The organism is Bacteroides sp. OF03-11BH (assembly GCF_003604005.1).
Taxonomy (GTDB): domain Bacteria; phylum Bacteroidota; class Bacteroidia; order Bacteroidales; family Bacteroidaceae; genus Bacteroides; species Bacteroides ovatus.
Map to the genome: position 1 here is coordinate 2,467 of NZ_QTMW01000065.1, position 12,570 is coordinate 15,036.

Here is a 12,570-nt window from a genome sequence, read left to right on the forward strand (position 1 = left end):
CCCCGCCAATCAAGCCGCAGACCGCCCCGATTGCGTACACCAGTTTTGTTCCGGGGTCGAAATACCCGGTGATTAGGTTCGTGGCTTCGGTGATGCCCGCCTGCCCGTTTCCTTGTGCGTAGGCACTTACCACGGCGGCAAGTATAGCCGCCGACAAGAAGATTTTCTTTCTCATTGTGATTTGTTTTTAATGCCGGGCGGCGGGTGGATAGTCCGCCTTTCCCGGCTGGTGAATAATTTGAAATTTTAGTGGTCGGGGATAGTCCCGTTTGTCTGTTTGGTTTTCAGGTTGCCAATCAACCGTAATCACGCTGTTTCATGCTGTCAGGCTTATACATTATTATATTATAGGAAATCGTTCATGTCGAACGCTTCGTGTTCCTTGCTTTTATTGCCAGCTTCGGCAGGGACAGCAGCCGCAGCCAGTTCCGCTTCGTTGCGTCCCAGCAGTTCCGCCACCTTTGCCAGCCCGCCGTTGATGTTCTCCACCACCGCATCGTAGAGGTTCGTCCCCTCAATCCTTGCCAGTGTCCCGGCGGCTTGCCGCTGTTCCGTTTCGGTGGGGTTGTCGGCGTTCGCCGTGCGTACCGCTTCGCCCAGTTCGTCAAAGCTCACGCCCGTAGCCCGCCCGGTATCATCGTCACCGTCCATGTACCCGGCTATTTCCTCGTCCTCGTAGTCGGGTTCGTCATTCTCGTAACCGGGCGTTTCTTCCGGCAGTCCGTCAGCCTGCGGCGCAAAAATAGTATCATTTTCAGCCGCTTGCGGGAGGTGTCCCGATTTGTCCTGCGCTGTCTGAAATTGTCCGCTCTTGTATCGGCTTTCACCTATCAGCGTGTAGCCTGAAACCCCGTTTCGTGGAAGCGGCGCATCATCCGTTTTGCCCGGTGATGTCCGGCTGTCCGTGTAGCGATACCACAGCCACAGGGCGATGTAGTACACCAAAAGCCCGGTAAGTATGCAATAGATTACCATAGTCAGACAGGCTTTTGGAAGTGGCTTTCGTACAGGGTGTTTATCTCGTCTTGGTACTGCTCGAAGTGGCGCAGCAGAATGTTTTCCACGTAGCTGCTTACCGTCACCTTGCGCCCGCCTATCACCGTCACGATACGCATCAGCTTCTCGTGCGTGGTACGGCTCACGTACAAGGGCTGTCGGTCTGCCAGTTCCACTTTCTGAAAGTAGGTTTCCCGGTAGTCGCCCGAACCGCCCTTGCGCTTGCGGGGTGTCGGTTTCTCTACTTGCACTGTTTCAGCCTGCCGTCCCTCGTGGGCGGTTTCCGTTTCGCTGCCGGGCTGCGGTTCATCATCCGGCTGGCTCTCCCGCTTGGCGGGTACACCCTGCGAGATAAGTTCCCGCATAAAATCCTCGTCTATCTTCGGCATCCCGCCGCTTTGCTTTGCCATATCATTTTAATTTGATGTAGTACACTATTTCGGTTATCAGTTCTTCCAAGTTGCTTCCCCTTACCAACGGGCGGCTGGCGGGAAAGAGCGTGGAGCGGAACACCGCCTTTTTATCCGCCACCAGTTCCTTTTTGTAGCGTTTGGTATCGGGGATAAAGGTTTTCATCAGCGGCAGTTCCAGTTCCTTAATGGTCTTGTCGTAGGCGGTGTAAAGGTCTGTTTTCTCCCTACCGTCCACCATGTTCCAAAAGAGGTACAGCCCTGCAAGTCGGCAGGCTTCATTCTTCACTAATAGCTTTTGGATAGCCATTGCGAACGACAGGCTGCTTTCCAGCACCACCTTGTCGGCTGAAATGGGGGTGAAAATGTAGTCCATGCCCGCAAGGGAGTTTATCACGCCCTCGCTGTTCACCGTGCCGGGCAGGTCGAAAAACACTATATCCGGCACGTGTCCGGCGGCTATATATCCGTCAGCCGTTGCAATCGCCTTTTCGGGCGAACTGCACAGTACCGGGTAGGCTTTCTTCCCCAGCCGGGTGAACTGTTCATACGCCATGCGCTTGTAATCTTCATCCGCCCCGACCTGCTCGGCATCCCGCTTGCGCATCCCGGCAATGGAGTGCTGGGGGTAGTCGCAATCGACCACCGCCACATTGTAGCCTTTGAGGTAGTATAGGTAACTCGCCGCCAGCACGGTAAAGGTGGTTTTGCCGACCCCGCCCTTTTGGGTGGAAAAGGCGACATAAAGGGGTGTTTTCTCGTTTTCCATATTGCTTCCGTTCATTATTGGTTGATAGATTTGTTTATTGCTTTCAATCATTCTTTCCATATTGCAATCTTGAAATATTGAAAGACTGTTTTATTTCAATCTTGTTTTCCTGCTTTCATTCTTTCTTGAAATATTGAAATCCTGCAATCATGTTTTATTGAAATCCTGCTTTCAATCATTCTTTCCTGATTGGAATATTTCTTTCAATCTTGCTTTCAATATTGAAATCCGATGCAAAAAAAGGGAGAAAAAACGTCCCCTGAAAACCTTGTCCCGATTTGTCCTGCGCTGTCCCGTTTTGTCCACCAACCACCTATTTTACAGCATTATAAATCACCGTTACTTTGCAGCGGAGTAACGAACCGCAGGGGGCGCAGGTGTAAAACAGGGCTGGTGAATGGCTGGGCTTACCGTTCCACGCTAACCCCAATCCGTCCGTGACGGATTTCGATTTTCGTCAGAAAATAGCAAGGTGTGTTTTGTATGCTACAAAACCGTTTTCCGTGCCTGAAAACGCCTTGCCCCTTGCGGGGGTAAAAATCACTCCGAAGTCGTAATTTTTTAATCCAAAGAAGCATGGAAACAAGAAAACCTAACAAGGGCGGTCGCCCCGCCCTCGCAGACCCGGCGAAGCATCGCCATGTCCTTTACCTGAACGACCGGGAGAACGCCCGCTTCCTCTCGCAATGGGAACAGTCGGGCGTCACAAGCAAGTCCCGTTTCATCGCCGCCCGGTTGTTCGGCGAGCCGTTCCGGGTGGTGAAAGTGGACAAGTCGGCAGTAGAATATTGCGCCCGGCTGACCGAATTTTATGCCCAATTCAGAGCGGTAGCGGTCAATTACAACCAAGTGGTAAAGGCTCTGAATAGTAACTTTTCGGAGAAAAAGGCACTGGCTTTTCTCTATAAACTGGAGAAAGCGACCACCGAACTGGCTGTGTTGAACCGTCAGGTTATCGACCTGACAAACGAGTGCAAGGAACTATGGTTGCCAAAATAAGCACGGGCGGCAATATGTTCGGCGCACTGGCGTACAACCAAAACAAGGTGGACAGCGGGGAAGCAAAGGTGCTTTTCTCCAACCGGATGCTGTTAAGCGAGGACGGGAATTTCTCTATCGGCGAGTGTATGCGCAGCTTTGAAATGCAGATGCCCGTCCAGCTATCCACCAAGAAGCCGATACTTCATATTTCCATAAACCCGCACCCGGAAGACGTGCTGACCGACCAGCAGCTTTCCGACATTGCCAAAGAGTATATGCGGAAGTTGGGCTATGGCGACCAGCCCTATTTGGTGTACAAGCATACCGACATCGACCGCCACCACATCCACATCGTGGGGTTGCGGGTGGACGAGAACGGCAAGCCGCTGAATGACAAGTTCGAGCATCGGCGCAGCAAGCAAATCACCCGTGAACTGGAAAAGAAATACGGGCTGCACCCGGCAGAGCGAAAGGAACGTGCCGAACGCCCGGAACTTAAAAAGGTGGACTATGCCGCCGGGGACGTGAAGCACCAAATCGGCAATACCGTGAAAGCGGCTTGCTATGGCTACCGCTTCCAGTCGTTCGGGGAGTACAAGGCTTTGCTTGCCGCTTACAACGTGTGCGCCGAGGAAGTCAAGGGTGAAGTGAACGGCAAGCCCTATCAGGGCATTGTCTATTCCGCTATGAACGACAAGGGAGAAAAGGCGGGCAACCCGGTAAAGGCTTCCCGCATCGGCAAGTCGGTGGGTTATGAAGCGGTGCAGCGCAGAATGGAGAAATCGGGCGAAGCAATCAGGAACGGGAAACTGAAAGAGCGCACCCGGAAGATTGTAGCCACTGCCATGCAGACCACCCGCAGCCGCAAGGAACTGGAACAACAGCTAAAGAAGCAGGGCATTGACGTGGTATTCCGTCAGAATGACAGCGGGCGCATCTATGGCGTTACGTTCATCGACCATGACAGCCGGGTGGTGCTGAACGGTTCACGCTTGGGCAAGGAGTATTCGGCGAACGTGTTCAACGAACGTTTTTCGGGCGAAACCGGAAAGATGCACCAGCCCGAAGTGTCAGCACCGCAGCAAGACCAGCCCACGCATCAGGAACAGCCGGGCTTCACGCCGAAAGCCGACATCGTTCCGGGCGTGGCTTCCGTGTTGGGTGCGTTCGGTGGATTGCTGGGCGGCGGTGCATCAGGCGGTGACGATCCGCAGGACACCGCCCGACAAAAGAGAAAGAAGAAAAAGAAGCGCACAAGGCGCATCGACTAACTTAAAAAAACATTATAATCATGCAACAGGAAGATGATTTGAGAGGGCTTGCAAGGGTCATGGACTTTATGCGGGCTGTCAGTATTCTATTCGTGGGAATAAACGTGTACTGGTTCTGTTACTCCACCCTGAAAGAATGGGGAGTGACGTTTGAGGTGATAGACAAGATACTGTGGAATTTCCAGCGCACCACCGGGCTGTTCTCGTCCGTCCTTTGGACGAAACTTTTTTCGGTGGTGTTCCTCGCCCTGTCGTGCATCGGCACTAAGGGCGTGAAAGAGGAAAAGATAACGTGGGCGAAGATACATTGCAGCCTTGCGGCGGGTGTCGTGTTGTTTTTCCTGAACTGGTGGCTGCTGGAACTTCCGCTGCCACACACGGCGGACACTGTGTTTTATATCGCCACGCTGTCGGCGGGCTATATCTGTATGCTCATGGCGGGTACATGGATGTCCCGGCTGTTGAAGAACAACCTCATGGATGATGTCTTTAATACAGAGAACGAGAGTTTCATGCAGGAAACAAGGCTTATCGAGAACGAGTATTCGGTAAATCTGCCTACCCGGTTCTACTATAAGAAGAAATGGAATAATGGCTGGATAAATGTCGTGAACCCGTTCCGTGCCAGCCTTGTGTTGGGTACGCCGGGTAGTGGCAAATCGTATGCAGTGGTAAACAGTTACATAAAACAGCAAATCGAGAAAGGTTTTGCGCTTTACTGCTATGATTATAAGTTTCCCGACTTATCGGAAATCGCTTATAATCATTTGCTTAACCACTTGGACGGGTATAAGGTAAAGCCTAAATTCTACATTATCAATTTTGACGACCCCCGCAAGAGCCACCGATGCAACCCGATAAACGCCAGTTTCATGTCGGACATTGCGGATGCCTATGAAGCCAGCTACACGATAATGCTTAACCTCAATCGAAGTTGGATAAGCAAGCAGGGCGACTTCTTCGTGGAAAGCCCGATTATTCTACTTGCAGCCATTATTTGGTACTTGCGTATCTATCAGGGCGGGAAGTATTGCACGTTCCCCCATGCTATTGAATTGTTGAACAAGAAATACGCCGATGTATTCACTATTTTGCGCAGTTATCCCGAACTGGAAAACTACCTTTCGCCGTTCGTAGATGCTTGGGAATCAGACGCTCAAGAGCAGTTGCAGGGTCAAATAGCAAGTGCGAAAATCCCGCTTTCAAGGATGATTTCACCCGCTCTTTACTGGGTAATGACAGGTGATGATTTCTCGCTGGACATCAACAACCCGAAAGAGCCTAAAATCTTGGTTGTCGGCAACAATCCCGACCGTCAGAACATCTATTCGGCGGCACTGGGATTATATAACAGTAGAATAGTGAAGCTGATAAACAAGAAAGGTCAGCTTAAAAGTTCGGTGATTATAGACGAGCTGCCAACGATTTATTTTCGAGGGCTTGACAATCTGATTGCAACCGCACGAAGCAACAAGGTTGCTGTTCTGCTGGGCTTTCAGGATTACAGCCAGCTTACCCGTGACTACGGGGACAAGGAAAGCCGTGTGATACAAAATACTGTGGGCAACGTGTTCAGCGGTCAGGTGGTCGGTGAAACGGCAAAAATACTGTCGGAGCGTTTCGGAAAGGTGTTGCAGAAACGGCAGAGCATGACAATCAACCAGCGGGAGAAGTCCACCTCGATAAGCACCCAAATGGACAGCCTGATACCTGCCAGCAAAATATCCAACCTCACGCAAGGTATGTTCGTGGGGGCTGTGGCGGACAACTTCGATGAACGGATAGAGCAGAAGATTTTCCACTGCGAAATCGTGGTGGACAATGAAAAGGTGAAGCGGGAAACCGCCCGTTACGTGAAGCTGCCGCAGATAATCGACTTCACCGACAAGGACGGCAACGACCGGATGCAGGAGGAGATACAAGCCAACTATGACCGCATCCGTCAGGAAGTCCGGCAGATTGTCGAGGACGAGATAACCCGGATTAAGAACGACCCGGAGCTATGCCACTTGATTAAGGAGGAAGAATAGCTGTATATAATAATGTATGGAGTGAAGAACAGCCGATGTAGCTTTACGGTTGTTCTTCATTTTGCTTTTGGGTGCGGTAGGCTTCAAAACGCACTAATATTTCGTGCAGGTTCTTCAATGCTTCCACAGCCTTGCCTATCGGCGGCATCTTGCTTTTGTCGAAAGTCAGTTTCTTCAAATCGGTAGTGTACGCCGTAGCCACTTCGGGCAACGCCATGACCGCTTCGGCATCCTTGAATATCGGTGCATCAGCCAGCGACAAGTGCGAACGGGAGTTTTTGTTTAGTCCGTCCTCTATCGTCACCCGGTACATGGCATCCAAGAAATCTTCCGAATGTAGGTAATCGTTATATTCCTGATTGTGGTAGAGTGCCGACAAGTCGTAAACGTCACGGATATGCTTTGCCAACAGTGCGGCTGCATCCTCATTGTAAGACAGCTTTACCAGCCTTGAAACCTTGTCGCAGATAGTCTTTCGGGGATTGATGCACTGCGTTTCAAAACTTCCCAGCCCGTAGGTGCTTATCAGTTCCTCTTGCCCGATACTTTCAAGAAAGGCGGTCACAATCGGTTTGATAACCTGCTTGTCTGCCGGGTAGAACATCCGTTTTTTGTCCGGCAGGTCACAGGATTTTATCTCTACTTCCAAATGCTCTTTTAGTCCCACACCCTGAAATACATTGTCATACGAGAAATACAGTTTGCGGTAATTACCGCCCGTTTCCGACAAATCTTCCTTGTATATGTCACTGTTAAGTTCGGCTATGTATTTGGAAAGTTTCTTGTTCAATGTCTTTTCAGCCTGCTTGGACGCACCTTTGTCACCCGTGAACACGAACAAGTCCAAATCTTCCGAGAAGCGTTCTATCAGCCCGTAGGCTTTGGAAAGTGAAGTCCCGCCTTTGAAGTAGGTCTTATCCGCATATTCGGACATGGAAATATCCCGCAGTATCTTCGATACCCAGTAATCCTTTTCCACGTGCGACTGCTCGTAGCCGAAATGTTCAGCCGCCAGTGCGATGATTTCCTTGAACGCTTCCTTGTCCGAATGTAAATTCATATTTCTGTCCTATGCCGTTTTATAATCCAAGTTGAACCGTGTCGTGGGAAGAATGGTCTTTGCCATTTCTGTTTGCAATACGGTTTGTCTGATGTCGCCCAATATGTCCGCCACCACCTTTCTGACACGTGGCGGGTAACTTTTCGCCAAAGATACGATTTTTTCCAGTTCCGGCAGGCTGTACCCGTTAAAATATTGGCTTTTGACCCGGTTGTAGATGTCCTGCCCGGTTGTTCCGGGTATGCGCTTCATGTCCTTTATCGCATCGAGCAGCCGCAAGTACGGGACAAGGCTTTCATCCGGGTAGTCCATGCAGTAGGCTTTCACGCACTCTATATCCAAGTTCTTGAAACGGAAACGGCGAACCGGGTTAGGAGTGGCTATCGTTATGGTTGTGGCAACCTGTTCGGTCAGCCCCATTTTGTTATAGATGTAAGCCCCCGTGATATAGCCGTTCAGTTTTTCAGTCAGGTAGCGGAACTGTTCATCCTGATAGACAGGCAGCTTTCCCAGCCCCAGCACTGATTTCTTGGGACGGTAGTACGCCCCCTTTTCAACCCGTACCAGTACCCCTTTGCGGCTCTGTTCGGAAAGTAGCACCGCAACATTGGCGGTCTTTTCCATTTCAAACGACAAATCCCGGAACGTGAATATACGCCCGGTATCTATCCGTTCAATCTGCCCAAGTATCTCTTTCCTGAATGAAGCCATATTTATGTACTTTGTTTCTATACTGCAAAGATAGTATATTATGTAATCACCTGCAAAAACATAACAAATATTTTGCCGAAGATGTTTTCTTTTTGTCGTGTCACCTGATAATAAGAGAATAAAGGAAACACAATCAAAGGCTTGCCAAACGCTTCACAAACGTTCCAAAAATAAGCTGTATTTCAGTATTAATTTTGATATGTAGCTCATTATTAGCCTATTGATAAAATAGCAAACGTTCCATAAACGTTTCACAAACGCTTCACAAATGGCTCGCAAGCATAATGTAAATTTTAATAAGTTGTTGATTATAAGGCATAAGGTTTATGATTAAATGGCTCATAAATGGCTCACCCCAAGAGAGTGATTAACTTCGCTCTCTTTTTATGCCTGTTTCCAATTCTCCAACCGTCAGTTGGAGATTTACTCCACCCGGACAATTTCAGACAACGCAGGACAAATTCGGACAGCCGTTGCCGCCCGTCCAAATATAGCATATTTAGTCGCTACCTTTGGGCGGGACTATTCCCGTAACCGCTAAAATTTCAATTATTTATGGCAAACAGAATGACCCCGCCCGCAGAGGGGCAGGAAAAAGACGTGCTGCTGGTCTTGGATAAACAGCAGGGCAAGGTGAGTGCCGTTAAAGGTATTGACAAGGAGGGCAATTTGCAGACCGTGCCGCCGACACAGGGCGGCGAGTTCATGCAGGTGGACAAGAACAGCGATGTGTTCAGCAACTTCATTTCCAATTTCTTCCGCAAGTATCAGGACACTTCCGGGCTGGAACTGTTCAGCGTCAAGGCTTCCGAAGCGGAGCGGGACGCAAAGGCAATCGAGGACAACCACCGCAACCCTACACCGGAGGGTGACAAGCGGGCTGAAATGCTTCGAGTTCCGAAGCCCGACTTCCACGAGTTCAAGCAGGGCTACCGCTTCGACCCGTCAAAAATCGACTGGGAGAACCTGAAAAAAGTCGGCATCACCGCCGACACACTGAAAAACACGAAGGACTTCGACCGGGTGATGCGTGGCTACAAGTCCCGCAACACCTACACCGTTTCGGGAACGGTGGGCGGCTTCTACCTCAAACCTACCGATGTCAAGCTCTCTTTCTATCAGGCAAAGGACGGCACGGTAGTACCCAAGCTGCACGGCGTGCAGCAGGACGAGAAACTGCTGCAACGCCCGTTCCATGAACACGAGTTCACCAAGCAGGAACAGGGCAACTTGCAAGGCACTGGCAACTTGGGCGGCATCGCTGAAATCAAAGACCCGAAAAGCGGCGAGCAAATCCCCGTGTTCGTCAGCCGGGACAGGTACACGCACGAACTGGAGTATATGCGGGCTGACAAGTGGAAATGCCCCGATACAATCTGTAACGTGCAAGTCAGCCCGGAACAGAAAGCCGCCTTTGAAGCCGGGCAAGCGGTGAAAATGGAAAACCTGCAATTCAGGGACGGCACGAAGCGCAGTGCCTATTTGCAGGTCAGTGCGGTGGAGCGTGGCTTGGAGTTCCTGCCCCGTGCCGCCGTCCAGTTCTTGCAGCAGTGGCAGCAGCCCGCAGAGCAGCAGGTCGCCGGGCTAAAGGACGGCAAGGGCGTTGAGTTCAACGGTCATGTACAGCCCGGCGCACAGGGCAAATCCCCCGACAAGGTGCAGCCGAAAGACGTTACCCCCGCCGCCGAGAGCCGGACGCAGGTAGCGGTCAATTCGGAGGGCAAGACCAACGAAGCCACCAAGCGGGGCAAAGAGCCGCTGAAACAGGGTCAGGACAAGCCCACCGCCAAGCAGAAAGAGAAGCAGGAGAAAGCGCAGGACAAGAGCCTGAAAGCTGACAAGCCCAAGAAGTCCAGAGGAATGAAAATGTAATATCCACCATTAAAAAGTAAAGAATTATGATTGCATTGATAGCAGAGAAGCCCAGCGTGGCAAAGGACATCGCCCGCATCATCGGTGCGACCGGGCGTAATGACGGTTATCTTTCCGGCAACGGGTATATGGTGACATGGGCGTTCGGCCACTTAATCCAGCTTGCCATGCCGGAAGCCTACGGCGTGGCGAACTTCCGCAGGGAGAGCCTGCCCATACTGCCGCCCGATTTCCAGCTAATCCCCCGTCAGGTGAAAGCGGAGAAAGGCTACAAGGCAGACCCCGGCGTGCTGAAACAGTTGAAAGTGATAAAGGAAGTGTTCGACCAGTGCGACCGGATTATTGTCGCCACCGATGCCGGGCGTGAGGGTGAGTTAATCTTCCGCTATATCTTCCATTACCTGAACTGCCGGAAACCATTTGTGCGCCTGTGGATAAGTAGCCTTACCGACAAGGCAATCCGTGAGGGGCTGGATAACTTGCAGCCGGGAGAGCGTTACGATAACCTCTACCTCTCTGCCAAGTCCCGCAGCGAAGCGGACTGGCTGATAGGGATAAACGCCACCCAAGCGTTGAGCGTTGCCGCCGGGCAGGGGGTGTTCTCGCTGGGCAGGGTGCAGACACCCACGCTCGTGATGATATGCAGCCGCTATTTGGAGAACAAGAATTTCGTACCCGCCAAGTTTTGGCAACTCAAAGCGGCGACCGCCAGCGGGGGAATAAATTTTACCGCCCAATCGACCGCCAAGTGGGAACAGCAGCCCGAAGCCATAGCCGCCCTGCAACGGGTAAAGGATGCCGGGCAACTTGTGGTTAAATCCGTTGAGAGGAAAGAAGCCTGCCAAGAACCGCCGCTTTTGTACGACCTTACCACGCTGCAAAAGGAAGCGAACACGAAGCTGAACTTCTCGGCTGACAAGACGCTTTCCATAGCGCAAAGCCTGTATGAAAAGAAAGTGATGTCCTACCCAAGAACCGGAAGCCGCTATATTCCGGAGGACGTTTTCGATGAAATGCCGGAACGTGTCGCCCTGCTGGGGCAATACCCCCGCTTTGCCGGGTATGCCGCCGGGCTGGACGGCACACCCCTGAACCGCCGCAGCGTGAATGACGGCAAAGTGACCGACCACCACGCCTTAATCATTACCGAGAACCTGCCCGGCGAACTTTCCAAAGACGAGCGGGCGGTTTACGAGCTGGTAGCCGGGCGTATGCTGGAAGCCTTTTCGGGCAAGTGCGTGAAAGACGTTACCACCGCCTTGCTGTCAGGGGGAGATACCGACTTCACGGTGAAAGGGTCTGTGATGAAAGTAACCGGGTGGCGTGCCGTGTTCGGCGAGCAGGAAACGGGCGGGGATGAAGAAGCCGCCAGCCTGCCGCCACTCCAAGAGGGAGAATATTTGCCACTCTCCGGCGTGGATCTGCTCGAAAAGCAGACCAAGCCGAAACCGCTGCACACGGAAAGCAGCCTGTTGGCGGCAATGGAGAACGCAGGCAGGGAACTGGAAGATGCCGAACTGAAAGCCAGCCTGAAAGATGCCGGGATAGGCACGCCCGCCACCCGTGCGGCGATTATCGAAACGCTGTTCGCCCGCCAGTACATCGTGCGTGAGAAGAAGAACCTTGTGCCTACCGACAAGGGGCTTGCCGTTTACAAGATAGTTAAGGACAAGAAGATTGCCGATGTCGAAATGACGGGCATGTGGGAAACCGCCCTTGCCAAGATAGAAGCGGGAAGCATGGATGCCGACACGTTCCGGAAGGGCATCGAGGTGTACGCAACGCAAATCACCGCAGAACTGCTATCGGTGCAGCTATCTGTTGCTACTGGTGAAACCTGCCCCTGCCCGAAATGCGGCAGCGGGCGCATCCTGTTCTACCCGAAAGTGGCGAAGTGTTCCAACGTGGACTGCACGCTTACCATATTCCGCAACAAGTGCGACAAGCAGCTTTCCGACAAGCAGATTGTCGAGCTGGTGACGAAACGCAAGACCGGGTTAATCAAGGGCTTCAAGGGCAAGAACGGCAAGGCTTTCGATGCTTCGCTGGTACTGGACGAGCAGTTCAATGTCGGTTTTTCATTCCCCGAAAAGAAAGCGAAACCGAAGAAATAGCCTATCTTTGCCGCTGAAATTTCATTGTGATAGGTTTTACAGCTTATAATAATTGAAATTTTAGTGGTTGCGCCCGGAGGGAAACCGGGCGCATTTTTTATATGTTCCCGCCAAACAAGTAGGTCGAACAGACCACCCCGTTATCCAGCACCCTGCTTTCCGAGAGCTTCCACAGCGAGCCGGATGTTTCCCCGACAAAACCGATGCCTTTGCCCGCCATGACTGGGACGGTGTAGATTGTCAGGCTGTCCAGCAGTCCGGCTTTAATCAATGAAGTAAGCAGCTTGCCGCCACCCACCACCAGCATGTCGGTTTCCTGTTTCAGTTCATAGACCCTTTGCAGCGGTTCTTCGGTC

Annotated in this window: 12 protein-coding genes; 5 read left to right on the plus strand and 7 right to left on the minus strand. The window is 51.8% G+C overall.

The features are described 5' to 3' along the window. From DXA54_RS25680 to DXA54_RS25695, 4 genes are all read right to left on the minus strand, one after another. A partial coding sequence (locus DXA54_RS25680) for a DUF4134 family protein (protein WP_120080995.1) occupies positions 1-175 on the minus strand: 175 nt, incomplete at its 3' end. 170 nt (positions 176-345) lie between these two features. Further along, positions 346-975 (minus strand): hypothetical protein, encoded by a 630-nt coding sequence (locus tag DXA54_RS25685; protein ID WP_007478186.1) that lies wholly within the window; start codon positions 973-975, stop codon positions 346-348. 2 nt (positions 976-977) lie between these two features. Further along, positions 978-1,406 carry a DUF3408 domain-containing protein gene (locus DXA54_RS25690; RefSeq protein ID WP_007478184.1) on the minus strand — a complete coding sequence of 143 codons (429 nt, stop codon included), beginning with the start codon at positions 1,404-1,406 and terminating at the stop codon, positions 978-980. A 1-nt stretch (position 1,407) separates the two neighbouring features. Further along, complete coding sequence (locus DXA54_RS25695) at positions 1,408-2,190, minus strand: ParA family protein (protein ID WP_028728951.1); 783 nt, start codon at positions 2,188-2,190, stop codon at positions 1,408-1,410. A gap of 561 nt (positions 2,191-2,751) precedes the next feature. Between DXA54_RS25695 and mobA the strand changes: the two genes are divergently transcribed. The 3 genes from mobA to mobC are packed head-to-tail and all read left to right on the plus strand — an operon-like array spanning position 2,752 to position 6,457. Next, on the plus strand, positions 2,752-3,174 hold the full coding sequence (mobA, locus tag DXA54_RS25705; RefSeq protein WP_120080979.1) for a conjugal transfer protein MobA: 423 nt from the start codon (positions 2,752-2,754) through the stop codon (positions 3,172-3,174). Further along, on the plus strand, positions 3,159-4,427 hold the full coding sequence (gene mobB / locus DXA54_RS25710; RefSeq protein WP_120080981.1) for a conjugal transfer protein MobB: 1,269 nt from the start codon (positions 3,159-3,161) through the stop codon (positions 4,425-4,427). The genes mobA and mobB overlap by 16 nt, the downstream gene beginning before the upstream one ends. Positions 4,428-4,447: 20 nt before the next feature. Beyond that, positions 4,448-6,457, plus strand: a complete 2,010-nt coding sequence (gene mobC, locus DXA54_RS25715; protein WP_120080983.1) for a conjugal transfer protein MobC — start codon at positions 4,448-4,450, stop codon at positions 6,455-6,457. A 43-nt stretch (positions 6,458-6,500) separates the two neighbouring features. Here the strand turns inward: mobC and DXA54_RS25720 are convergent, their stop codons facing one another. Next, a complete protein-coding gene (locus tag DXA54_RS25720; protein ID WP_120080985.1) occupies positions 6,501-7,517 on the minus strand; it encodes a nucleotidyl transferase AbiEii/AbiGii toxin family protein in 1,017 nt (338 codons plus the stop codon). Between the two features lie 9 nt (positions 7,518-7,526). After that, on the minus strand, positions 7,527-8,228 hold the full coding sequence (locus DXA54_RS25725; RefSeq protein WP_004326102.1) for a DUF6088 family protein: 702 nt from the start codon (positions 8,226-8,228) through the stop codon (positions 7,527-7,529). Positions 8,229-8,783: 555 nt separating this feature from the next. On the opposite strand from DXA54_RS25725, the gene DXA54_RS25735 reads away from it, so the two are divergent. Together DXA54_RS25735 and topB are read left to right on the plus strand one after the other, a co-directional pair. Further along, positions 8,784-10,100, plus strand: coding sequence for a DUF3945 domain-containing protein (locus DXA54_RS25735; RefSeq protein WP_120080987.1), 1,317 nt, complete (start codon positions 8,784-8,786; stop codon positions 10,098-10,100). Positions 10,101-10,126: 26 nt separating this feature from the next. Next, entirely contained in the window at positions 10,127-12,214 is a 2,088-nt protein-coding gene (gene topB, locus DXA54_RS25740; protein WP_120080989.1) for a type IA DNA topoisomerase, read from the plus strand. A 97-nt stretch (positions 12,215-12,311) separates the two neighbouring features. On the opposite strand, the gene DXA54_RS25745 is transcribed toward topB, so the two are convergent. Continuing rightward, positions 12,312-12,570: dihydrofolate reductase family protein (locus DXA54_RS25745; protein ID WP_207903519.1), on the minus strand; the 259-nt coding region annotated here is incomplete at its 5' end.